Here is a 24,082-nt window from a genome sequence, read left to right as displayed (position 1 = left end):
GATGTCTTCCAGTACATCGAGATGTTTTACAACCCGACACGGCGACACGGTTCCAATGGCGGCCTGTCCCCGATAGAGTTTGAACGGCAGTACGCACTAAACGGCTGAAGAGTGTCTACAAAAGCCTGGGCGATTCACATCGATCGGCTCACCCGCCACTGGTCAAACATAGCCCTTACCGTTGGGGCGTAGAACAGAGCCTCCACTCGACTCTTTTGACGAGATCGTCCGTCGATCGTTCCAGACCTGTTCCGCTCACCAACATACTTCTTCAAGTCGTACATCGCTGCCAGCAGATCCTCGTCATCTGAGACTTGGTGCACGCAACTGGTTTGCATCCGTAGAACAAGCGCATCAATTGACGAAGCAATGACCTCGAGATCTGCAATTGCACCACCGACATCGTCCTCGTCCAGCGATTCCATTACCACCCCTTGGTCTAGACATATCGCGTGGCGCCACACATGTGCTTCAGGCTAAGTATAGCCATTGCGATGAGGACATTGTTCTATAGCGTTATTGGATCCTTCTCGCCTCTAGAGCTCACTCATGAGCAAACGCGAGATGTACCGGAAGATGGGAATTTCCGAGGTCGTGTTGTACGGCTGGAAGAAGAAGTTCGTCGGTCCAAGCTCAAGTAACTGGTCGCGGATCCGAGCGTGGATAAGGTGATGCTTCAGAGTGTCATTAAAAAAGCTCTGAGGCGGGTGTAGTGACATACGCGCATCGGCTTCAGCGACCGCGTTGTCCCAACAGTTGGCACGTCTGCCCATGCTTGGCTCAAAGTAGTTGTCTTTGCGGAAACGCCCCCATGCATCGCTTCCGTATTGCAAGCCTTGATCCGAGTGGATCAGGATTTTGCGAAGACGTCGGCTGAGCACGGCTTTCATCAAGGCATCCAGAACAAGTTCTCGATGAATCGTTGGTCTGACAGTCCAGTCAATAACTCTGTGCGAGAAAAGATCCAAAACAACCGCCAGATATAGCTAAACCTGCCAGGTGCGGATGTAGGTGATATTTGTTACCCATGCCTCGGTCGGTTGCGATACGGTGAACTGATGCTGCAGCGACCGGGAATCAATACGTGTCGATTTGAAGTCGGGATGTGCCATTTGCGATAGCCATGCAATGCGCGCAATGCGGTTTTGCTGCATCTTTCCCCGTGCTCCCGCAGGTCAAGAATTACCTTGGGCGTGTCATAAATGCCATAGTTGGCAGTAAATTACGCTTGTATTCGCCGAAGTAGCTGCGCGTCCTCCCGAGTTCCATCGGAGGCCGGATGTTCACGCCATGCGTAGTTGCCGGCTCAAGCAACCCCAGGAAGACGACACATCATTGGGATGCTGAACTCGTCCCGATGCGCATCAGAACGTGTAAATCCGCCGGACCTTGCTGGTGATCTTGCTTGCAAACATAGCCGTCTCCCGAGGTTATCCCAACAAAGGCTAGCTCTGTTCACGAGGTCCTGGAAATTCCAGTTGTCCTTGTCTGAGGAAACTAGTCGGGTGGGGCATGCTAGAGATTGATGGGCATGGCTCCTTCCGCCAAATCGTCCGCGAGGGGAGCGCTGCAGAAACGCAACCCGTTACCCGCGAGCGCCACTAACTCAAGCCGGGAGGCATCCGGCCACCGGATCGTCAAGATTTCCTCCAGGCCGCTGCCGATCGCGGCGTCTTACACCATTTCGCCAACCTTCTGGCAAGCCATCTGTGTGGACACCATCGGCGCGACTTTCAGGGGGCGGGCCTTCCTGCACATAGCTGACTCCCATGCGGTTGCAGGTGTTGAGGTCGGACAGTCCGCCGCTCTTGAAGACCAGGGTGATAGGGCGGTCTTCGTGGACGAAGAGGGCGCCGATACGTTGGTCGTGATTGTCAACAGCATCGTCCAGCGGCCACCGATAGGCGATAAGTTGATTGTTATCGATGGCGGCGGTTGCATCGCTGCTGTTTTGCGCTCCGTTATCGGCGGTGGGGGTGGGGGCTGTGGAGCTATTTGTTTCGGTGAACGGCGCGTTACACGCCGTTACCAGGGGACGGAGAGAACCAAAGGCAACATGCGTTTCACGTTGTTCTTTGAGTAGACGGGGGGAGACGTCGATCAGACTGCGGCTTCGATCTGCGGCATCGCCAGGCGGGCCTTGGTCAGGGCCATGCCGAGATTGGCGGTACGGCGGCAGACGAAGGTCATGATGTGGTTCGGGTAGATCTTGCCGCGCATGAAGACGTGGATCAGGTTCTCGCTGTTGACTATGATTTCCTGGAAGTAATGCGCTCCTTCGCCTTCCGGCAGACCGCGCGAGCGCCGGAACATCTGCTCGATCATGCGCACGTTAGCGCCGTCATACAGGTCGGCAGTGGCGGCGGCGAGCAGGTCCATCACTTCCCTCGGATGCGAATCCACTGTACGCATGGCCAGCAGCATGCCGGAGGAAATGTCGACATAGCCGGCGGCCAGACATTCGGGGATCGAGGTGATGGATTGTTGGATAACGGAATCGAGGGACATGGGGAGTCTCCGGTATGGTAGGCGCGCGACAGGGAGTGCGCGGTGGGTGAGGGATTCAGAAATCCGGCGCGCGGATCAATAGGTTGGTTTCCAGTTCGTGCAGCAGTTCCTCCTGCACGCGGGACTGGACGAAGCCGGGTTCGATCGCACGCAGGCGGCGCAGCGCTTCTTCGGCGGTCAGGCCTTCGCGCACCAGCCAGGCGCCGAGCACGGTGCCGGTGCGTCCGAGGCCGGCCAGGCAATGCACGGCGATGACTTCGCCTTGACGCATGAGCCGGTCGATCTTGACCAGCAGCATCTTCATCCACATCAACGGTGGCGCGTTGCGGTCTTCCACGCCCATGTGCAGCGTGCGTAGGCCATGGACGGGTATGGCGGTGTCGGTCATCGGCTTTTCGGTGAGGTTCACGAGCACGGTGACGCCGACAGTGCGCAGTAGGCTTAGGTCGTATTCCAGCGGCAGCATCGCACCGGGCATCGGACAGCCGGCGAGCTTGCCCGGAATCAGCCAATGGAACCCATTCGGGCCGCGGCTAGCGGGCAGCACACCGGTTGGGAGAGCCTCGACGTCGGCAGGCTCGGCCTGGGATTCGGAGGTGAGGGCGGCATCAAGGACAGCGGGTGGATAGTTCGTCAACGCGGACGGGGCGAGCGGCTTGGACTTAGCCATGGCGGCGTCATTCGCGGGAGTGGCGTGATGGGCGTCGAACGCATCGTCCAGATCCTCGGGCAGAGCATCCGGACTCGGAACATGGCAACTGCCGGTACGCAGAAATTGTGCGAGCACCGGATGGTCAGCGCTGTTGGAGAAGAACGCGGCGGCGCTGGCCTCGACTTGGATGCGGCCGCCGGCTAGGAGCACCACGCGATCGGCGATGGAGCGGGCCTGGGCTTGATGATGAAGGGTGAGCACGCAACAGCGGTCGCCGGCCAGACGCCGGATCAACTCCAGCACGCCGGTGGCCTGGGCATCGTCCAGGTCGCTGGTGGGTTCGTCGATCAGTAGTACGGGGTTGCCGGAAAGTGCCGCGCGCACGATCAGGGCCCGCCGCATCTGGTCGCGCGGCAGATTGAATAAGCGGCTGTCTAGCGACTCCAGCAGATCGTGCTGACCGAAGGTTTGCAAGGTGTGCCGCGAACGCTCGCGCAGCTCGGCCGGAGACATGGGTTGTTGGCTGCTGCGCAGCGCTTCGATCAGCGTGTCGATCACGCTCATGGCCAAGTCGCGTGGATGCTGCTGCACCAGCGAAGGCAGCTGCGTCGCCTGCTCAAATGGCTGGCCATCGATTTGCAGCATGCCATCGTATTGCGCGTGGACGCGGGATTGCCCAGCTAGCATTTTGAGTAGAGTAGATTTGCCGGTTCCGGCCGGTCCCATGAGCACCATCACACCCGGCGCGCCGAGGTGCAGATCGATGCCCGTCAACACGGTACGTCGACCGAAGCGGACGCCCCAGTCAGTGAATTCGATCAGAGGAGAACTGGTTTTCATGGAGCATCTGTCCACTGCGGGTGTGAATTGAATCATTGGATTTCGGCTGGCCTGCCGAAGAAATAACCCTGGTACTTCTTGCAGCCATAACGCTGTAGTTGTACATACTGATCTTCGTTCTCCACGCCTTCGGCGATCACTTCCACGTTCATCATCGTTGCCAGTGCGAGGACCATCTTGACGATGGCAACGTCGTCGGAGTTGGTCTGCAAATCTTTGATGAAAGAGCGGTCAATCTTGAGCTGGTCCACGGGAAGCCTGCGCAGATAGCTCAGCGAGGAGTAACCGGTGCCGAAGTCATCCAGTGAGAAGCGAACGCCGCGCTCGCGCAGCAATTGCATCTTGACGATCACGGCTTCCACATCGGTGTGCAGCAGACTTTCAGTCAGTTCAAGGTGTAGCCGGTTGGGGTTGGCGCCAGTACGTTCCAGTACGGTCTCGACGCTAGAGACGAAGTCGATATCATGAACCTGGCGAGCACTGACGTTCACCGAAACGCTCCACCGCGACCGAAGCGGGTCGCCTTCCCATGCCTTAATCTGTAGGCAGGCGTTCACCAGTACCCAGATACCGAGCGGCAAGATGAGGTTGACTTGCTCGGCCAGCGGGATGAACGTTTCGGGCGGCACCATACCTAGAGTCGGATGTTGCCAGCGCAACAGCGCCTCGTGGCCAATGATCTGTGAGTCCGCATCCACAATGGGTTGGTAGTGCAGGCGAAGTTGTTCGTCCTCGACGGCCCGGCGCAGGTCGCGCAATAAATTGATGCGGCTGACCATCTCGGCCTGCAGGATGGAGTCGAAGAACTGCAGGGTGTTACGACCGCTTTGCTTGGCTTTGTAGAGCGCCTGATCGGCACGTTGGATCAGTTCATCCGTATCCGTGCCAGGATGGAGCATGGTGATACCGATGCTGGTCGTGACGGTGATGATATGTTGGCCCAGCTGGTAGGGCTGAGCGAGTGCATCGCGAATACGTTCGCCCAGATCGGCCGCGCCGGCGGTGGCCTGCTCTGGCGTGGCTCCCAAGTCGTCGAACACGATGCAGAATTCATCCCCACCCAGCCGTACCAAGGTATCCCGCGGTCGCGTGATTCGCCTCAGCCGCTGCGCAACCTGCTGAAGCAGCACGTCGCCCTGCGGATGCCCCATGGTGTCGTTGACTTCCTTGAAATAGTCTAGGTCGATCATGGCCAGTGCATTGTGGCCATGCGCTTGGACGACCCGGGAAAGCTGTTCCATCATCAGTCTGCGGTTGCCCAGCCCGGTCAGTGCATCGTGGAGCGCCAGCTTTTGTGCTTCCTTTTCGGCTAGCTTGCGCTGGGTGATGTCGGCGCGGATGGCGATGTACTGCACCGGACGCCCTGTCTCACCGAGAAAGGGCACGATCGTGGTCTGTACCCAGTAGAGCGAGCCGTCCTTGGCGCGATTACAGACGTCGCCATTCCACACGCGGCCCTTGCCGATAGTTGCCCACATTTCTTCGAAGAATGCTTTGGGATGCCGCTGCGAGTTGATGAGACGATGGTTGTTGCCGACCAGCTCTTCCCGCGAATACTGGGATATTTGGCAGAACTTGTCGTTGACGCTGGTGATTGTGCCTCGGTGGTCGGTCATCGCGACGATGGCGTGGGCGTCCAGCGCCGCGCGCATTTCGCTGGCCTTGCGTGTGACCACTTCCAGTCGCTGCTGGGCGAGGGTGCACTCAGTCGTGTCCATCACGAGGGCCAGCACGCCTCGGATCGCGCCGCTTTCGTCGTGGTCGGGTACTGCGGTGACGTGGCGATAGACCTGTCCGTCAGAGGAGCCGTAGCTGTAATCTAACATCACGGAGGCACCCTGCAGAGCATTCCTCAGGTTTGGCAGGATCTGCTTAGCAGCCTCTACGGGTAGCACCTCGCTGATGTGTCGCCCTTGCAGGGCGGCAATGCGCTGTCCCAGATTTTCCTCGATCATCGGGTTGGCGAAGCGCAGCAGCAGGTCTGCATCCAACTGAATCAACCCGATGGGCAGGGCGTTTACCAAAGAGTGATACTTTTTTTTCTCCTGCTCCAATTGTCGGCGGGAGGCCAAAACCTCCTTGTAGGGCAATCGCACTGATGTGAGGTAGACACCACGGAATATGAAGAAATAGGCCAAAACCTTGTAGACGTGTCCGAGCAGCACATCTCCGGTTGCCGTGCTAGTCAGCTCGGTGAATGACAGCTCTCCAATGCCTAGAATGAAACTGGCTATGGCGAATGAAACAAAGAGGGGTTGTTCGGATGTTGCAGCGTGAGCCATCCAAGCCGCCATGGCGAGGTAAGCGGCGCAGAACAGATAGGCAAGTCTGGTATTCAGCGACGTCCCGCCTCGATCTTCCATGAACAGTGCTGGCTGCCAGGATTGGATATGGGGCTCCAGCAGCAGTACCAGCAAGCTCATCGCCATACCTAACAAGAACCAGCGGTAATGCATGCCGGGCAAGCGCACGCCGCTAAGTAGCAAAAAAAAGCCAAGAAGCTCCACCGTACGAGCGGACAGCCAGAAGAAGATCGCCTTGGCCGTGCCGTTAGGAGATGGGAAGGAGGGCATGCCGCTGTAGGAGAACGCGTGCATCAGGTCTAGCCCCGCAACCAGCGTAAAGATGAGTATCAAGCTGTTGGCTAGAGGCGAGCGATGCACATCGGATGCATGCCAGGCCGTGATGACCACCAGCGCCGATACACCTACGGAGAAGGCCTCCAGTGTGAAATGAAACACCGGCAACAAGGGGGAGTGCGCGTCGAATACGGTAAATTTGGGGGTGCACGAAACTCCCAGCATCAGGACAATGAGCAACGCGCCGCCCACGGCCAATCTTGGCCACGAGTGCGTCGCGGGGTAGCCTGGGTTCTCTTGTGTCGTGGGGGTCATGGCGGTGGTTTTCTTCGATCATCGGTAGGTAGCCCTTTCCTGAGCTATGACATCAAGAGATTGATAGGAGTTATGTCAGAACTCTTGCCAATCGCCGGCATTGGTCACCATTGCCGGTTTCATACGACGCGGGGCGGGTGCCTGGCGCAGCGCCGGTGGTTGGATGGCGACCGGCTTGCCAGCGGGGGGCGCTGGCGTTGCCGGCCCCTCAGCTGCCGTGCGAAACACCGACACCGCATCGGCCAGCTGGGTGGCCTGCTCTTCCATCGAGCGCGCGGCGGCGGTGGCTTCCTCCACCAAGGCGGCGTTCTGCTGGGTGCTCTCGTCCATCTGGTTGATGGTGCGGTTGACCTGTTCGATGCCGGCGCTCTGTTCCTGCGAGGCGGACGAGATCTCGGCCATGATGTCGGTCACACGCTGCACCGAAGTCAGGATCTCGCCCATGGTCGTGCCGGCCCGGTGCACCAGCGCCGAGCCTTCGGACACCTTGCCGACCGAATTCTCGATCAGCTCCTTGATCTCTTTGGCCGCACTGGCCGAACGCTGGGCGAGGGTGCGCACCTCCGAGGCGACAACGGCAAAGCCTCGGCCCTGATCGCCGGCGCGGGCGGCTTCCACCGCAGCGTTCAGCGCCAGGATGTTGGTCTGGAAGGCGATGCCGTCGATGACGCTGATGATATCGGCGATCTTGCGCGAGGCCGCTTCGATATCGGCCATGGTGGTGACCACCTGGCCCACGACCTGGCCGCCCTGCGATGCCACGCCTGCGGCACCCTGCGCCAACTGGTTGGCTTGGCGGGCGTGCTCGGCGTTCTGGCGCACGGTGGAGGTCAGTTCCTCCATCGAAGCCGCGGTCTCTTCCAGGTTCGCCGCCTGCTGCTCGGTGCGGCGCGACAGGTCGTTGTTGCCGGTGGCGATCTCTGCCGCCGCGCAGTTGATGCTGGACGCGGCGGTCTGGATGCGGTCGATGATGCCGGTGAGCTGGATGACGGTGGCGTTGGCGTCGTCGCGCATGTCGGCGAAGGTGCCGCGATAGTCGCCCTCCATCTGCATGGTGAGATCGCCGTGCGAAAGCGCACGCAGCACGCCGGAGACTTGCTCGACGCTGGTGCCGATGGCCGCCAGCAGGCCGTTGAGCTGTTCGGAGATCTGGAGCAGGAAGTCGCTCTTTCCTTCCAGCGGAATGCGCCCGGAGAGGTCGCCGCTGGAGGCTGCGGCGATGAGTTCGCTGACCTCTTTCTCGATCTGCACCTCAATGGTACGGTCGGCCCACTCGACCACGTAACCGACGCGCTTGCCGTCGGCATCATTGACGGGGTTGATGATCTGGCGCATCACATGGCCGCCGACGGTGATCTGTGCGCGGTGGGAGCCGCGTAGTCCGTCCAGCAGCCCCCGCTGGTGCGGCGGGTGCTTGTGGAAGATGTCGATGTTGCTGCCGACCAGGGTCTGCATGTCGAAGTGGGGCAGGTCGCGGCGCATGTCCTGCTCGGCCTTGCCCAACATTTCCATCAGCGGGCGGTTGGTGTAGATGATGTTGAGGTCGGCGTCGGCGATCATCACACTGGTAGTGACCTCGTCCAGCGCGGTGCGAATGCGCAGGTTGGCTGCTGACTGCTGCTTGATCTGCTGGATCTCATAGCCCTGCCGCACCTGCATGGCCTTGATCGACCGCGCGAGGTTGCTGATCTCGCCGTCGCCGAGGATATCGATTGCGGCGGTGTAGTTGCCTTCGGAAATGGAGCGTACCGAGCCGGCGAGCGTGCTCAGCCGGCGGCTGCGCCGGTGTGTTTCCCGGGCAAGCGCGCATCCCAGCAGGCCTACGGACAGGCCGCAGGGTAGCGCGGACCATGTGCTCCCTTTCGCCAGGCAGAATCCAAGGATTCCTACGGCTGCCAGTGCGAGCAACTGCATCGCGACCTGGACGTGGTTGCGCCGAAGCAGTAGGTCGAACTGGCGCAGAACGCGTGGCATCCACGTGGCCTTAACCACTCTGCCATGGGAAATGGTGAGGCCTGGTTCGCCATTTCGAATCCGGGCGTAGGCGGCTTCTGCTTCCTGGATGGCCTGCCGTGTCGCCTTCCGCCGCACCGACATGTAGCCGATCAGCTTGCCGTCTTCATAGCGTGGAGAGAAATTCGACTCGACCCAATAGTGGTCGCCGTTCTTGCAACGGTTCTTGACCATGCCGACCCAAGGGCGCTCGGCTTTCAGGTCTGTCCAGAGATCCGAAAAGGCCAGCTCCGGCATGTCCGGGTGGCGGACGATGTTGTGGGCCTTGCCCAACAGTTCTTCGGTGGTGAAGCCGCTAATGTCGAGGAAATCCTGGTTGATTTCCTCAATAACGCCTTTGGTATCGGTCTTTGAAACGATTGTACAGCCGTTGTCGAGAATGATCTCATTCCCGGTTACTGGAAGATTCCGGCGCATACGTACCTACGGGGCCTTTGAGAGGAGGGGCAGGACAAGGTCCGTGCGATGAGGTGCTGCATGATGGTGCCGGCATAGCGGTCGTGATGGGGCACGGAGCAACGCCCAAGAGCTCTTGTCGAACAGTATGATCAGACAGTAGAGGCAGGTTGGCGCGTGGGCGATACATGCTGCCGATTGCGGATATCGTTCGCCGAGTAATCCGGCCGCATCGCAATCGTTCGCTTGCGCGAAGCTGCCTGGCCTCTGAATCGGTCCGTCGGAAATGTGGCATGTCTTGCGGATATTGGCGGCCATGTGGCCACTGCCAGTATCGAAGGATATTTTGACCAGTCGTGTTAGATTCGATATAGCCGTGAACACGTATGTGCACCGGCACGATGTTGTTGGCGTTGAATAGATTGTTCAACGGGGGGGGGCTCATCTTGAGCTGGGCCGGTTTAGAGTCCGCTTCCATTCAGTGTGGTTGTCAGGGTTGCTACAAGGAGGGGCGGGGCTGTTGGTCGAGCTCGTCTGGTGAGCCGCAGGCAGATTCTAGATTTTCATGATACTCATACCAGTTCTCGCCGGGCGGGACAAGTAATGCTGGTATCAACATCGGCAGCAGTTCCCGTTCCTGAATCTAAAATGCATTGTCGCTCGGTGAGGATTTGAGAGATTCCATTGCCCTAATGCGGTTGTGTAGGGTGTCAGGGATATTGTGTTGATCGTGCCGAAGAGTACGCGGCGTCCATGGGTACCAGTTGCGCAAGTGACTTGTCGATATGGACCTGGAGGCCGGCACGAAGGTCTGGACTCGGATCAGTGCTCGCGGCGACGCCGTGAACCTGACTCTGGAGGCGCCACTGCCAAACGTCCGCGCGGTGAGCCCGCAGTCCTGCCCTGGTACAACCATCACGGTCCACTTGATTGACATTGCAACGGCACACATTTCATGGCCCCTTGTGGGTGTCCCGGTCAATGAACTCGTCGTGATCATGGAAGTGGTGCATGGGGCGCTGCAGATTGACCACCCCTCCAGCTTTTTGAGCCATTCAAAAGTAGAGAAATTCGGCGAAACTAACCCCAAGCAGTGAGGTGGTTTTGCCATGAAGAAGTCGAAGTTCACCGAAGGCCAGATTGCGTTTGCCTTGCGCCAGGCCGAGGGCGGTACATCAGCCGGCGAGACCTGCCGGAAGATGGGAATTTCCGAGGCCGCGTTCTACAACTGGAAGAAGAAGTTCGTCGGTCCAAGCTCAAGCAACTGGTCGCGGATCTGAGCGTGGACAAGGTGATGCTTCAGAACGATATCAAAAAGCGCTGAGGCCGGTGCAGTGACATACGCGCATCGGCTTTCTGCCGCGTTCTTACGAGATCAACCTGCGGCGTGATACGCCAGTACAAGCTGGCAGGGCTCAACCTGCGCTCAAAGCGACCGCGGCGGTGCAGGGTCGCTGCGGACCGATTGGATCGACCAGTACTCACCGCATTCTACGAGAGCTGGCGCATGGATCTCGTCAGCGATGCGTTCTTCGATGGGCGCTGTTTCGGCTCGCTGCTCGCGGTCGACAACTTCAGCCGCGAGTGTCTTGCCGTTGTCATGCGGCATAGCCTGCGCGGCGAGGATGTTGCCGAACAAGCCATTACCTTCGCCGTTGAGTCCTGGGTTTGTTCTGGCACTGCGGGAAGCTGGAGCATGATTTAAAAGGGCCGTGCGGACCGGTTCTATCAACGAACACACCAACTTTGCATACGGGACAGCGTTCCTCGGTTACGGGGATGCCGGAGACGCTGGTCACTTTGACCGCGCCCTCTTTTACAAGCTCATCCAAGAACGGAGAGTTTTTACCCAAAAGTGTGAACATGACAACCGTGCGCCTAGCGCGTGTGAGGGCGACATAGAAAAGGCGCCGCTCTTCACTCAGCGGGTAGGAGTCTCCATCAGGCATGGCTAAGGACAGAACGGGATCATCAGCCCGCAGGCTCGGGAAGCCTCGGTTCACCATGCCTGGCAGAATCACGTAGTCGGCCTCTCTGCCTTTTGAGCCGTGAGCGGTAAGGAATTTCACTTCCATGGTGCTGCCGAATGCCTTCTTCCAGTCCGCTGGAACCGCACTGCGATCTGCCCGATAGCGGCCAAGGACGAATACGCTTACTCGGCCGTCCTTACCGCGAGGGAGCTGTCCCGCCAATAGCTGTGCGTGTAGTGCTGATAGATATTGGCGGACACCATCTTGGACTTCATCTCGCTTGGCGACTTGGAAGGCTTGTAGAACCGGGCCATGTGTAGGGGTGACCGAACGAACAGTTTTCGAGATCTGCGTAGGATTCTTGCCGACGAACCGACTAGAAATGTCGCAGAGTGCTTGTGGGCATCTGAAGGTCTGTTCCAGTCTGAGAACCAGGCCTTGCCCCATCCACTCGCGGAAGCCGGTCATGACAGATACGTCGGCGCCGGCAAAGCGATTGATGGACTGCCAGTCATCGCCGACGGCGAAGAGGAACTTCCCGGGCTGTTTGACTAATGCACGGCATAGTCGGGCCCGGGCCCGGGACGCATCTTGGAATTCGTCGGCCATCACCAAGTCGTACGGTGATTCATAACGGCCTTGTTCAAGAAGACTGGCCGCCATGTTCAACATATCCTCGAAGTCAATTCCGCGTTCGTCTGAGAGTGCGTTGTCCCACGCTTGAAATACAGGACCGGCGATCTCCAGGAAACGTCGATGACGTTCCTTGAACTGATCCTCTGGCATCCGTCGTAGACGCTCAGTCATATCCTCGAATGTCAGGCAGTTGCTCTTAGCGTGGGCGATAAACGTGCGCATCAGACCGATAAGGTCTGAGTCGGGCATGGGCTTTGCACCATCATCGAGGAGGTCCCGATCTGGATTGGGGTCAAGGGTAATGCCTGAATCCGCCAGGCGCTGGGCTAGGTGATCCAGTGCATAGCCGCTGCGTAATCCGAACGAGGTGGTTTCCACGAGCGCAGTGTTGCGGCGATCATGTTCCTCGCGCTTCCAGGTCATGCTCTTTAGGTAATCTGCAAAGTGCTTGGGGGGTTGGCCGCTGGCATCCAGTGCGAAATGCTCGTGATACAGCCCGGCATCCGGATAGTAGAAGTCGGGGCGATACTGGCGATGGGTTTCCGTTGCGGTATCGAACTCATACTGCCGCTCGTACTCATACGTCACGCCGTTGTAGAAGAGCCAGTCGGCAATGACACACTCTTCCAAACTCTTGACGCGTTCACCTTGAAGCGTACGGATGTAGGGCTTTCCATCTCGGTCATAGCCGTCCGCAAGCATCTCAGCCCCTAGAGGGGGGAGGTCGCGGCCAAATACCAATCTGAACATGTCCCATTGCGTCCGGAAATGAGCAGATCGGTCCTTTAAGTTGTCTACCAGCTCTGTGAGTTTGTGAAAGCCCATGGTGGAATCCAAGGCCCACTCCGGAACATCCGGCTTCCGGCCGGTCGCTTTGGCGATGATTGCCAAGCCAAATGCGTGGAAGGTACGCGACTCGACGACAATGTCGTCTCGATCCAGGCGCCTGAAGGAGCGTTCGGCGCGCTCGCGGAGTTCCGTGGCAGCATCTTTGTTGAAAGCCAGCATGATGATGCGCTCAGGCGTAACAAATCCACGATCAATGGCATAGGCGGCTTTGGCAACCATGGTGGAGGTCTTTCCGGAACCGGCCGAGGCGACTACTTGTACACGGTTGTCAAAGCAGATGACTGCGCGTGCCTGCTCCTCGGTCAGAGGCTTGCTTTCGACTTTGTCCAGAAAATCTTTGGCCAAGACCAACTCTCTGGTCACCATGGCTTCATTGGCGTCGGACCATACCTTGGGCCATTCAAGCTCCCAGTCATCCAATGCTTTCAGTGCCGAAAGGTGGGCAGGTGAGCGTAGATCGCCATGCACCTCTGTATCCAGAAATAGACGTTCCAACTCCGATTGGTCTATCGGCAGTTGGGGACGATCGGCAAGGAGCGCGCGCTGTTGTTCTTGAGTAATCCAACAGCGATCGTCACGCCCCGTCTCTATGAGGGAATGAGCTGCAGTCAACCAGGGAAGGATTTGTCCCAGGAGGGAATCAAATAGCGCCTTTCGTGCGCGCCTGTTGCGCTCAAGAAGCAAGTCCGTTATGGCCGAGGACAGTTGTGTGCCCAGATCGTTCGGGAGGCCGTCCCCGTATAGATTTGGGCCATCCTCGCGCTCGATCTCTATTCGCGACCAGAGAATTCCTGGAATCACCTGAACGCTATGGTCGTCGGTCAAAGGTTCTCGGTAACGTTTGCCTGCGATGCTCAGTTCGACATGCTCGTCGTTCAGACGGAGCCACCAATGAGGGGAACGGGTCAGAAGCCGGCCCGCAGCAGAGGGGCGCCAATCGATTGTCATCTTTAATAAACCAGCATGTCTTAGGTATCGCCATGAAAACGAAGCCAACTGCCTTCATGATAAAACAACACCCCTTCGGATGATTGTTTGGCTGTAGCAAGGCGGATGTGACCGTGATAAGTGCGTCGTTGGTGGCCGATCGCTGTCCCCTAATGAGCTGCCGAGGCAGGCCTTCGGCTGTCTGCAGAAAACGGGACGACGGTATCTTGGCTCCGTCAAGGAGCTATCACTTTTCGGCTTTCCCCATTGATCATCGCCTACCTAAGGGGCGGAGATATGTCTAGCAGATGTTTGGGGACGGCTCGTTGGCCCCCGGCTGTCAGCCTTCCATCATGGTCGCTAAGATGGTGGGATAGTTCTTTCGTTTGCGCCGCTGGTCTCGGCATCCTGCAAAAAATCGCGCACCGATTCGGGTAAATCGTCCTCGCGTGGTTCTTGGCCTATGTCGAGTAGCAGGTCAATATGGAGGATGGTGAGGCATCGGCGGAAAGTCGCGGCTGAGTCGCACACCTAGCTCTGACGCAATCGTACGCGGATAGGTAATGAAGGAAATGCAGGCGTGCGGGCCTTGCTCTAGATGCTCTCACGGACCAACGCGGGCTTGGGTTCGGTAGTCCAACATTCGACCTCTCCTTGCCTCATCTCGGTCCTGGGTGGCTCCGTTGGGATAGTTAACGCCCGCCAACTGAGTTGCTCCCGAACGGTGCTGGTTCAGGTACATGGCTAAAGAAACCGGTGGACATGCCGCTTTCAGGTGGACCATTACACCTATTAGGAAGTGAGATGAACTCGCTAAGAAGCCTGCGGGTCGGGCTGCGGCTAGCCATGAGTTTCGGCTTGATGCTGTTGCTCATCGTGGCCATGCTTGCTGTTACCTCGTACGGTAACAAACGCAAGGCAGATCAGTTTAGATATGTGACCGACGTCAACATGGTGAAAATGCGCCTGTTGAACGAGATGCTCGGCGCCAACAATGCTGCGCTTTTGCATCGACGGTTAATGTTGATCAAGCGCGGTGACGATTTCGAGAAGGACTCGGCTCACGCCAAAGAACTTACTCACCGGTACGATGAAGTTTGGAATCAGTACGTCAAGATTCCGCGCGATGCGATCGGTGATCAGAAGGTTGCGGAAATCGAAGAGGCTCGTCGACTCGCTGAGATCTCCACGCAGAAACTGGTCGATCGGATGCAAGTTGGAGACTTCGATGGAGCCATCCAGATTCTGCTTGGCGAGTTGCGTCCACGCGCAGAAGCATGGAATGGCAGCATCGCAAGCCTGCTTAAGCACCAAGTCGAACTGACCCAGAGTAGTGGCAGCGAGTACCGTGCTATTGAGAGCTGGACCGGCAAATTGTCGCTTGGCATCAGTGTGCTGAGCATCGCGCTAGGCGTGTTGTTGGCCCTGCTGATCACCCGTAGCCTGACCCGACCGCTGGCCGGTGCGGTGGAGGTAGCCAAGAACATCGCTGGCGGCCGTCTGGACAATAGCATCGACATAACCGGTAAAGATGAAGTTGCTGATCTGCTTCGTGCCATGCAGCACATGCAACATCAGGTTCAGTCGGTTATCGCCGCGCAAGGTGAGATGGCCAAGCGTCACGATGAAGGCAACATCAGCTACCGTATCGAGGTATCTGGTTTCGCCGGAGACTATGGCCGTATGGTGCAAGAGACTAACGCACTGGTAGGCTCGCATGTGCAGGTGCAGCAGCACCTGATTGATGTAATGAAGCACTACGCGCGTGGCGACCTGTCGGTGGATATGGATCGCCTCCCGGGCGAAAAGGCCGCCATCACCCAGGCCATGGACGAGACGAAGGCCAGTCTGTCGGCGATCAATGCCGAGATCAAGCGCTTGGCTGGCGCCGCGGCAGCTGGCGACTTTAGTCAGCGGGGCGCGGAGGATCGATTCGAGCATGATTTTCGCGATATGGTCGCAGGGCTTAATGGTCTGATGGATAGCACGGACGGCAACCTCGCTGAAGTTTCAGAGCTTCTGCAGGCCATTGCGCGTGGCGACCTTACTGCACGTATGCAAGGTGACTTCCACGGCGTGTTCGCGCGAATGCGTGACGATGCCAATGCGACTGTTGCCCAGCTGACCTCGATCGTCGATCGCATTCAGCAGGCGGCCAGTAGCATTAATCTCGCAGCATCTGAGATTGCCACTGGCAACAATGACCTGTCGCGTCGCACCGAACAGCAGGCCGCAAATCTCGAGGAAACCGCAGCGTCAATGGAGGAGTTGACCTCTACCGTGCGCCAGAACGCCGAGCACGCCCGGCAGGCAAACCAACTGGCGCAAGGTGCGGCAAGTGTTGCGGTACAGGGCGGCGATGTGGTCGGCCGGGTTGTCACCACCATGTCAGCCATCGAAGCATCTTCGATGAAGATCGCCGACATCATCAGCGTCATCGATGGCATCGCGTTCCAGACGAATATCCTGGCGCTGAATGCGGCGGTGGAGGCGGCTCGTGCGGGCGAGCAAGGTCGAGGTTTCGCCGTAGTAGCTTCAGAAGTTCGGACGCTGGCCCAGCGCTCGGCTGGTGCGGCAAAAGAGGTCAAAGAGCTGATCAACAACTCGGTCGCTGACGTAACCGAAGGCTCGACACTGGTTCGCCAGGCAGGCACCACCATGGGGGAGATCGTGACCTCGGTGCAGCGTGTCACTGACATCATGGCCGAAATCTCATCCGCGTCACAGGAGCAAAGCGCAGGTATCGATCAAGTTAACCAAACTGTGGTACAGATGGATGAAGCCACTCAGCAGAACGCAGCACTCGTTGAAGAAGCCACTGCGGCGGCGCGCGCCATGGAAGAGCAAGCTACCCAATTGGCAGATGCGGTATCGGTGTTTCGTACTGCCCCTGGAGATGTAGATCGAAATAGTCGTCTGACCAACCGACCGGCCCCGCAGCTTGTCGTGCCGCCTCGCATCCCGGCTCCTAAGCTGGTGCGTGCCCTGAGCCCGATCAAATCAGCGATGATTGCTGACAACGGTGAGTGGCAAGAGTTCTAAGGTTTTTTTGCCAGCTTGGTCCGCAGCGCCGCTTCGATCGGCGCTGCGGATTTTCACCTGTCCGTGGTGGACCACTTCACCTATGAATGCCTAGCTTTCGTCGTGGGCGCAGTCCCTGTGAGGGAATAGGTAGCAGAGGCGATGGCAACACCGGCAGCCCATCGAGGATCATTGGGTGAAATCAAGGCAGAAAGCCGCAGTGAGTTCGCCAGGAAGGTAAGGGATCGTTGGGCTTATGAGAACAGCGTGGAGCTGGACTTTTCCCGACGAGGTACGCCGACCGACAACGCGCTTGTAGAAAGCTTGTGAGATATCTTCAGGAGTCCGGGGGGGATGGGCGATGATCTCGCCCGGCATCAGTTGTTGCTCGCCTTCCATAGTTGCGAGATGCACCTGCTTCGGTGGCGGTGTGTAGGGCGCCCATCATTGGGGCTACCTGCTGCCTAAGTAGTCTAGGTTATGTTGGCAGCTCGGGGCTTTGGGCGCGCCATTTGATCCATTCCAGCGCAGACTCCATGTCCAGAGTCAATGATGCATAGGAGCGCATCAGTAGTTTGGGAGGAAGCAGCCCGTCCCATTTCTGGATGGTCAGGTTTTTTGCGGTTGCCAGTAGTGCTTCTGCGGCGGGGGCAGGGCGCGCGGCTATTTCTTTCAATACGTCGCGAACGGTGCCTACGGCACCAATGCCCTTAGCTAGCTCGACGCCTAAGCGGCAAGCTTGAGCCTTGTGGCCGTGAGCATCTAATAAACAGCTAATTCCGTCGTTGACGGCGTCGCCTAGCCATGTGATCAGCAGGTAGTGACTGCCCAGATCAATGAGCCACCGATGGTCCAGGTCCAGTTGCGCGTAGGCACTTTGCCCTTCCTGAAGGAACCGTTGTGCGGTGGCGTCGAGGAAGGCAGGACGTCGCTCGCCACGGTAAACCGCGCGCATGGTCTCGCGAACACGCGTGTGCAGTCGCCCGCCGTTGCCATTGAAGAGTGGCGGGGTGCCGCCCTTGGCCGGCGCGGCGTAGATGGTCTTCTGAGGCTCGTCGACCTCCTCAACCAGCCATGTTCTTCCGCCGAACAAGAGGCGCTGACCGGGCGATATCAGCTGATTGACGGGCAACGTACCCAATGTACGCCCCATGGCGACAAGCCGGAACTCGTCCTCTGCTGCGAAGGCGGCATAAAAGGAATAGTGGTTGACGATGCGCTCCCCGGCAGGGCCATGAAGCAGGAGGCCGGAGCTGTCCTGGATCAAGATGTCTTGTTGGCCTAGGTGCCTCAACAGATCGACAAAGTCGTCTCGGGCGAGCCCGTGAAACGGTGCATTGGGTGAGCAAAGTGCTTGGAATGCCTGTGACGCATGCAGACCGCCGTACTGAGCGATCAGGGACAAAAGTTGTTGGATCAGCGTGGAAAGGTGGAGACCGTTGGCGTTGGCCGGTTCATACCATTTTTCAACCAACAGAAGAACCGAAGCTATGGACTGCACTGTGCTCAGGCGCAGCCGCGTCGCCAGGTCCGCATTTGCATCGATGACTTGCTCAATGGAATAGCCGCGGATGATTGCCGGCTCTCCTTTGCGACGTCCGGATCGGCCCATCCTCTGCCGAAGGCTCGCAACGGACGGTGGTGGTCCGATCTGAATCACGCTTTTGACGGCACCAATGTCAATGCCCAATTCCAGCGTGTTGGTGCAGATTGCCGTAGCCGGGCGAGTGTCCTGCTTCAGCGCTGTTTCGGCATCAGACCGGATTTCCTTAGATAGGTTGCCATGGTGTGGCCAAAATGATCGGGGCTGCTGGTGTTGCTCGCAAAGCTGGTTCAGAAGGTGGGTGTAGCGTTCCACCTCCCGCCTGCTGTTGGGAAAAACCAAGTTCTTGCTGCCCGCCACAACCTGAAAGATGTGTTGTGCGACTGCCGCTGCAGCCACGGCGCCCTCTGCCTCTTTGTCAGAGATCTGCGGCTCCTCAAAACCTTTGATCACCAACTGGAGCTCGCCGTTACCGGCGGGGATATCGACTACTTTGGCCTTGCCGTCGATTCGCAAGAAGCGCGTGGCGGAGGCCATGTCACCGAGTGTCGCAGACAGTCCAATGCGGGGGACCCGTCGACCAATGGCAGCTTCGATCCTGAACATAAGCGACTGGAGCTGCTTTCCTCGCTCGCTACCGATGAACGCGTGGAGCTCATCCACGACTAGGAATTGCAAGCGTTGGAACAGGGCGGCAACCTGGGTGCCACGATTGCACAGCAGGGCTTCTAAGGATTCGGGCGTGATAAGTAATACACCAGCGGGGCGCTTGAAGAAGCGTTGCTTGCTTGAGCTAGAAATGTCGCCGTGCCAAGGCCAGACGTCGATATCTAACATCTCGCACAATCGATCTAGCCGGCCGAACTGATCGTTGATCAATGCTTTGAGCGGGCTGATATAGATGATCAACCCGCTTGGGTTCTCGTTGAGAAGGTGCGTCAGGGCCGGGAGGAAGGCCGCCTCCGTCTTACCCGAAGCAGTACTGGCCGCCACTACCACGTCTTGGTCGGCCCTGAGCACTTCCGGAATGGTTCGCTCTTGGACGTCTCGCAAGCTCTCCCATTGCTCCGCCCACAAGAATCGTTGGATTTGTGGGTGTAGTGAATGGAACGCGCTGGAGTTGGCCACGTTACAAGGTAAACGACGACAACTCGTCGTCCTCGTGAACCTGCTGGTCGCCCTTTCCGCCAAGGTCCTCCTTGACCTCGACTTGGCCAATGAGGGCCTGCCAGTCCACGCCGGGATTTTGCTCCAACACCGCCAGCAGATTGATGAATGAGGTGATGGTCGTTCGAGGTGTACGGAAGAAGCTGTCTCCGATTCGCTGGGCGCAGTGCGTCATGAATTGATGCACTGCTTCATCTGGAAGGAGATATTTTGCTGGTTCGCCGCCGGCATAGACGTGGCGGATTTTGGTGAGAAGGACGTAGAAGTCCTCGGCGGTCAAGCTCGAGAGCCGAACGACGGGGCCGCTGAAATCCACCAGGCCGTTCGCCGCGAAGGTGTTTTGCGCCAACCGGCTTTGTAGCGCCTCGTAACTGTAGACTCCTCGGCGGGTATCCATCAGGAAGTCCGGCGTTCCGCCTAGCACAAAGCCCAAGCCCACTGCGGTCCCCTGCAGTGAGTCGTTGAGCATTCGCAGGAGTTGCTCGTAGTTGGCGTTACGCGCCTGAGTGTTGGCCAATTTGTAAAGGTTCACCAGTTCGTCTAAGCAAATCAGCAGGCCACTGTAGCCGGCCAGTCGAACGAAGCGCCCCATTAGTTTTAACTGATCGTAGACCGATGCATCATCGACGATGCTGCGAACGCCCAAGGCAGCCCTGGCGTCGGTTCGCGTGGAGAACTCTCCTCTCAGCCAGCGAATGGCGTCGGATTTTAGCTGCTCGTTGCCCAGCTCAAATCCGCGCCAGTAAGCTGCGATCACGTCCGCGAAATCGTAGCCATTGACCAATTCGCTGAGTTGCTCGAGCTTGAGGCGGATGACTTGTTCCGGGGAGCTGCTTTGGGCTTTGGCGTCCGAAATCGCTGTGGAAATGAATTTCTCGACGATGCCGGGGAGGGCGCCCCCGTCGGGCCTGGTGCGCGTGGCCACGTTCCGCATGAGCTCGGCATAGAGAGACCGCGCTTGGCCGCCCGAGGCATGCAGGCGACGATCGGGATTCAGGTCGGCACTTGCGACAACCAGCTTTCGCTCCATGGCGATGGCGCGCACGAGGTTGAGGAAGAAGGTCTTGCCTGCTCCGTACTCTCCCACAACCATTCGAAAAGATGATCCGCCGTCTGCGAGACGGTCGATGTCGCTCACGAGCGTCTGCACTTCACGGACGCGACCCACTTGGATCAGGTGTTGACCGGCCCGAGGAACCACGCCAGCGCGAAGGGACTGGATGACCGCGTCGCGGTCCCTGGAACGAATCGGGGTGCTCATAGCTCGATCTTCTCAAAGAATTCGGGATTAATTTCCAACGGGTCGTCCCCGTCGGTGAAAGGGATGTCATAAGCATCGAAGGAGGCGTCGTTGATTTGCTCCAATGCTCCGTCGAGCATCAATTGCAGATCTGTTGCGCTGTCCTCCAGGTCCGAACGGCTCCACGTGGGGCGAGAGAGCATCAATCGCAGCAGTGCGCTGTGGGTTTCGTCCAGCCCCAGCAACTGGCCAGTAACTTCTGTGGTGTCAGTCTCGGTCTCAACAGGAGCGGGCTCAATAACCTCAATGGGCTCTTCAACAAAAATATTGGCCAGCAATGCGGAGACTTGGGCCGTATCACGTTGCAAGGCCGCGATGCGCTCTGGATCGAGCTGCAGCCCTACGGACGTTGACTGGGTTGGCCTAGGTCGTGAGCTTCGCCCATCTGCTGCATGGATATCGCTGAAGACGCGTTTCGGATCGACGCCTAGTGTCTTGTAGACCCTTTCAAGGAATCGGATTTCCTCAGGGGATACGCTTCCATCGACTTGGGCCAAGGCGACCATGGACAACGCGACGGCCTCCTTGGCAGCTTCATCCAGTGCATCCAGCTTCTTTCGCATTGCGGTCAGCGACAAAGGGGCGGCCACCAATAGGTCCAAGTGAGCGCGTAGCCGGGCACGATCCCCTGGGCTGAGGTGCGACCAGCTCTGAATCTCCGAGATCAAGTGGCGCACTTCCTCTTCGCTGAAAGCGCCGTCAGCCTGAGCAACGGTGGACGCTAGCTGCAGCGTCAGTTGGGCGGTTTGATACGTCGCGCTGTCCGTTCCATGGGTTTGGTCCGGAAGAAGCGCAAATAGCACGATTGGGTCGTTGTCCGCGGGGGTTCGAGCGCCTTCCAGCAGGTTCGGTTCAATTCCGAGTCTCGCGGTTTCGAGTGCGCGTGCCAGCGCTTTGGCTTTGTCTTTGCCGATGGATGCTTCAGCACCGCCGAACCTGCCTGTGAGATCGGACAACGTTAGGCAGATGTTATCGGCTTCTGCATCGAGCCTGAGCTGGGTGAGCGCGGCTTGAGCTGCGCTTGGCCAAATGCTACTGGGCAGCAGGAGCAGGCCATCCAAATTGCCTCTGGACTCTGGGCTTCGGCCCACGAGTCGACTAAACGCATTGAGCTCATCGGTGCAGCGAAGTACAAGTTCTTGAAGGCCCCTCATCGGCGTACGCAGAGCCGTTACGTCCGGAACATCTCCGAACGTTCTAAAGAATTGGTCCGAATGCTGCAAGGCTGGAGACGAGGGGCGATAGCCAAACTTCAGTTTGGTCCGATTCTTCGGCAGCACCATACCGAGGCCATACAACTCTTGGTACCGCAGGGCGAACAGCTGATCGAACTCCTCGACGCAGCGAATGGCTGGGGTGCGTAGGAAAATTTCCGGACTTAACCGAATCCATGCCAGGGCAAGATGGGCGGGAATGGGTGCCCGGTCAAGAGAGCATTGCCCTAGCGCCAAGCGAAGGTAAAACGGCAATTCGTAGGAGCGCTCCAACGTGGGGAGTGGCTTTTTGTAGAGCTGATCACCGCACTCGTCCAAGGCCATCCAGTTTAGGAGGGCGGCAGCGTGGGTCTGAACAGTGGAGGAGGCACTGCCGTAGATAGATGAGAGGCGCTGAAGCGCTTCGGTGATCGCTGGCCAGTCGCGCTTGGTCGAAGGATCTGCAGCGGAGTCCATCAAGACGCGGCGCTCAAGCCCGAAGAGGAACAACCGAACGTAGCTGATGGCGCATGCCGGATCCGCCCGATCGGATGCAAGCCAATTCAAATAGGCGCGTCGTTCTGCGGGCTCCAAGTCTGTATAGCTACGCCAATAGCCCCAATCTCCTTTGTAGTCGCCGTAGCGAGCTACCGCGAGCACGCTGTTTACCAGGCTTGGTTCCTGTTCCCCGCCGGGACTGTCCAAACGAATGCCGGTATAGAACAGTCCTCCCGCAATGGCTACGCCTGCAATTTCTATTGTTTCGCCAGGGCCTAGCCAGCGCGTTCGATCCCACCCTTCTGGAGGAAGGGGAACTGAGTACTCCTTTGCTGGTTTATCTGCCGGAACCACCACCTGAACCAGTCCATGGCCCCCGGAAACGGAGGCGAGTTGCGCAGGTAGCGGTGGGGGTAGGGGCGAGCTCATTTCCGGTCTAATGCCGGCATCGATCACGACCGTCCTCGCGCGAGGGAGGTCGATAGCTTCCGTGAGCTCATCTACCCCCACCGTAATGGGGCTAGGAGGTTTCCCGCTCTCGCCAGCGATCCCGTTATCGATGACCACGGGTGTAACTGGAACCCCGCTAGGCGCCGGGTACTTCTGGTTCGGCGCGGGCATCGGGCGTTCGGTGGGCGCTGGCGCACCCCCGGTTCGAAATGAGGCTAATCGCGCGTCGATGGCTCGCTTTGCATCTGCCAGATTGCCTGTCGAGGCGTCTCGTATCGGGTGGGCGTCTGTGGCGCTCGCATCGCTTCGCTCCACGGTCACCTCAAATAGACCTAACGGCAGAATCGATTCATTTTCCTGCAGCCGCATGCGGGAACGCTCTGCGATCACAGCTTTGGCCTCCCCCAAATTGCTGGTGCGTAGTGCGGGCTGGGGCATGAACGCCGAAGAGTCAGGATTTGATTCGGACACTTCGGCTAACCCAGAGACCTGCTCAGAGCTCGGCACAATGGAACGGAGGCTATCGTCTTGGGCAGGTTGGGAGCTCGGGACAGCTTGGGCAGCGTCGGGAGAAGGCTTATCCGCAGCTGCGGGATGTTGGATCGGAAAAGGGCGAGTGCGCGGGGGCTGCATTACTGGGCCGGCCGTGCGGGATTCCTCGATGATTTCGGCCAGGGTTGGCTCGTTGATCGGGAGCGCTGAAGTCGGGCGATGCTCGCGCTTTTGCTTTGCGCACCATTGCACCCAGAGCCACCACATGGCCGCCAAAGCCGCGATGACCGCTAGGCCAATCCAGACCTTTTTGGGAACCAGCGCGATGATCACCAATACGCTCATCACCCAGCCGACCGCTGACTGCTTCCTTTTCGCCACGTGGCCCCCTGCCAACGGCATGTCCTTGCGCCATTGTAACTTGATCCTCCAGGCCTTGAAGCGAGGCGCAGGGGTAAAGCGAGTTGCAGTATTCGATTAACTTATAAATGGGGGGCGTCGTGGCCAGAAGGGGGTACTCGAAAGCACATATCTACGTGGTCTGATCAGCTATTGAGGAGGCGACGAAGCTCGGGATCCATCGTGCCACTCGATGGTTCGGCCATTCCATCAAAATGTTCCAACCTCATGCAAGAGGCCGTGGGGGGGGCTTTCTCGCAGCTCTTGGAATTCGCTTTGTCTGTCGCGTAGCTACTTAACGCGAAGCGAACTCGTTGGCAATGTCCCCGCGACG

Annotated in this window: 15 protein-coding genes and 1 pseudogene; 5 read left to right on the top strand and 11 right to left on the bottom strand. The window is 58.4% G+C overall.

The window, feature by feature from the left end; all coding sequences use genetic code 11:
- Positions 1–108, top strand: a 108-nt coding sequence (locus ACVOLV_RS01875) for an IS3 family transposase (protein WP_481552874.1), incomplete at its 5' end; no start/stop codon positions are given.
- A 26-nt stretch (positions 109–134) separates the two neighbouring features.
- Here the strand turns inward: ACVOLV_RS01875 and ACVOLV_RS01870 are convergent.
- Both ACVOLV_RS01870 and ACVOLV_RS01865 read right to left on the bottom strand, forming a co-directional pair.
- Entirely contained in the window at positions 135–425 is a 291-nt protein-coding gene (locus tag ACVOLV_RS01870; RefSeq protein WP_481552870.1) for a hypothetical protein, read from the bottom strand.
- Between the two features lie 111 nt (positions 426–536).
- Positions 537–980 (bottom strand): DDE-type integrase/transposase/recombinase, encoded by a 444-nt coding sequence (locus tag ACVOLV_RS01865; RefSeq protein WP_481552873.1) that lies wholly within the window; start codon positions 978–980, stop codon positions 537–539.
- Positions 981–1,531: 551 nt separating this feature from the next.
- Here ACVOLV_RS01865 and ACVOLV_RS01860 point away from each other — a divergent pair.
- Positions 1,532–2,083 carry a hypothetical protein gene (locus ACVOLV_RS01860; protein ID WP_481552869.1) on the top strand — a complete coding sequence of 184 codons (552 nt, stop codon included), beginning with the start codon at positions 1,532–1,534 and terminating at the stop codon, positions 2,081–2,083.
- A 17-nt stretch (positions 2,084–2,100) separates the two neighbouring features.
- On the opposite strand, the gene ACVOLV_RS01855 is transcribed toward ACVOLV_RS01860, so the two are convergent.
- The 4 genes from ACVOLV_RS01855 to ACVOLV_RS01840 all read right to left on the bottom strand — a co-directional run bounded on the left by ACVOLV_RS01855 (position 2,101) and on the right by ACVOLV_RS01840 (position 9,324).
- Positions 2,101–2,508 carry a hypothetical protein gene (locus tag ACVOLV_RS01855; protein WP_481552868.1) on the bottom strand — a complete coding sequence of 136 codons (408 nt, stop codon included), beginning with the start codon at positions 2,506–2,508 and terminating at the stop codon, positions 2,101–2,103.
- A gap of 55 nt (positions 2,509–2,563) precedes the next feature.
- Positions 2,564–4,000, bottom strand: a complete 1,437-nt coding sequence (locus ACVOLV_RS01850) for a phosphatase domain-containing putative toxin (RefSeq protein ID WP_481552867.1) — start codon at positions 3,998–4,000, stop codon at positions 2,564–2,566.
- Positions 4,001–4,032: 32 nt separating this feature from the next.
- Complete coding sequence (locus ACVOLV_RS01845) at positions 4,033–6,894, bottom strand: bifunctional diguanylate cyclase/phosphodiesterase (RefSeq protein ID WP_481552866.1); 2,862 nt, start codon at positions 6,892–6,894, stop codon at positions 4,033–4,035.
- 75 nt (positions 6,895–6,969) lie between these two features.
- Positions 6,970–9,324 carry a methyl-accepting chemotaxis protein gene (locus tag ACVOLV_RS01840; protein WP_481552865.1) on the bottom strand — a complete coding sequence of 785 codons (2,355 nt, stop codon included), beginning with the start codon at positions 9,322–9,324 and terminating at the stop codon, positions 6,970–6,972.
- 764 nt (positions 9,325–10,088) lie between these two features.
- On the opposite strand from ACVOLV_RS01840, the gene ACVOLV_RS01835 reads away from it, so the two are divergent.
- Together ACVOLV_RS01835 and ACVOLV_RS01830 are read left to right on the top strand one after the other, a co-directional pair.
- The gene (locus ACVOLV_RS01835) at positions 10,089–10,400 is read left to right on the top strand and encodes a hypothetical protein (protein WP_481552864.1); all 312 of its coding nucleotides are present in this window, start codon (positions 10,089–10,091) and stop codon (positions 10,398–10,400) included.
- 12 nt (positions 10,401–10,412) lie between these two features.
- Positions 10,413–10,624 (top strand): annotated as a pseudogene (locus ACVOLV_RS01830) (transposase); the annotation flags it as partial.
- A 105-nt stretch (positions 10,625–10,729) separates the two neighbouring features.
- Here ACVOLV_RS01830 and ACVOLV_RS01825 read toward each other — a convergent pair.
- Entirely contained in the window at positions 10,730–10,942 is a 213-nt protein-coding gene (locus ACVOLV_RS01825; RefSeq protein WP_481552863.1) for a hypothetical protein, read from the bottom strand.
- 4 nt (positions 10,943–10,946) lie between these two features.
- Entirely contained in the window at positions 10,947–13,700 is a 2,754-nt protein-coding gene (locus ACVOLV_RS01820; protein ID WP_481552872.1) for a UvrD-helicase domain-containing protein, read from the bottom strand.
- Between the two features lie 789 nt (positions 13,701–14,489).
- On the opposite strand from ACVOLV_RS01820, the gene ACVOLV_RS01815 reads away from it, so the two are divergent.
- The gene (locus tag ACVOLV_RS01815; protein WP_481552862.1) at positions 14,490–16,727 is read left to right on the top strand and encodes a methyl-accepting chemotaxis protein; all 2,238 of its coding nucleotides are present in this window, start codon (positions 14,490–14,492) and stop codon (positions 16,725–16,727) included.
- Positions 16,728–17,184: 457 nt separating this feature from the next.
- Here ACVOLV_RS01815 and ACVOLV_RS01810 read toward each other — a convergent pair whose 3' ends face one another.
- From ACVOLV_RS01810 to ACVOLV_RS01800, 3 genes are read right to left on the bottom strand one after another with little or no spacing between them, the layout of a single operon-like run.
- A complete protein-coding gene (locus ACVOLV_RS01810) occupies positions 17,185–19,377 on the bottom strand; it encodes a DEAD/DEAH box helicase (protein WP_481552861.1) in 2,193 nt (730 codons plus the stop codon).
- A 1-nt stretch (position 19,378) separates the two neighbouring features.
- Positions 19,379–20,677, bottom strand: coding sequence for an ATP-binding protein (locus tag ACVOLV_RS01805; RefSeq protein ID WP_481552860.1), 1,299 nt, complete (start codon positions 20,675–20,677; stop codon positions 19,379–19,381).
- The gene (locus ACVOLV_RS01800; RefSeq protein WP_481552859.1) at positions 20,674–23,682 is read right to left on the bottom strand and encodes a tellurite resistance TerB family protein; all 3,009 of its coding nucleotides are present in this window, start codon (positions 23,680–23,682) and stop codon (positions 20,674–20,676) included. Before ACVOLV_RS01800 ends, ACVOLV_RS01805 begins: the two co-directional genes overlap by 4 nt.
- Positions 23,683–24,082 lie beyond the last annotated feature (400 nt).

Source organism: Stenotrophomonas sp. STEN023 (assembly GCF_056760135.1).
The sequence above is the reverse complement of the archived record's forward strand: the minus strand, read 5'-3'. Positions and strand labels throughout refer to the sequence as shown.

Coding starts and splice junctions, on each gene's coding strand:
- ACVOLV_RS01870 (WP_481552870.1), bottom strand. CDS start 425: ATGGAATCGCTGGACGAGGACGATGTCGGTGGTGCAATTGCAGATCTC.
- ACVOLV_RS01860 (WP_481552869.1), top strand. CDS start 1,532: ATGGCTCCTTCCGCCAAATCGTCCGCGAGGGGAGCGCTGCAGAAACGC.
- ACVOLV_RS01855 (WP_481552868.1), bottom strand. CDS start 2,508: ATGTCCCTCGATTCCGTTATCCAACAATCCATCACCTCGATCCCCGAA.
- ACVOLV_RS01850 (WP_481552867.1), bottom strand. CDS start 4,000: ATGAAAACCAGTTCTCCTCTGATCGAATTCACTGACTGGGGCGTCCGC.
- ACVOLV_RS01845 (WP_481552866.1), bottom strand. CDS start 6,894: ATGACCCCCACGACACAAGAGAACCCAGGCTACCCCGCGACGCACTCG.
- ACVOLV_RS01840 (WP_481552865.1), bottom strand. CDS start 9,324: ATGCGCCGGAATCTTCCAGTAACCGGGAATGAGATCATTCTCGACAAC.
- ACVOLV_RS01835 (WP_481552864.1), top strand. CDS start 10,089: ATGGACCTGGAGGCCGGCACGAAGGTCTGGACTCGGATCAGTGCTCGC.
- ACVOLV_RS01815 (WP_481552862.1), top strand. CDS start 14,490: ATGAACTCGCTAAGAAGCCTGCGGGTCGGGCTGCGGCTAGCCATGAGT.
- ACVOLV_RS01805 (WP_481552860.1), bottom strand. CDS start 20,677: ATGAGCACCCCGATTCGTTCCAGGGACCGCGACGCGGTCATCCAGTCC.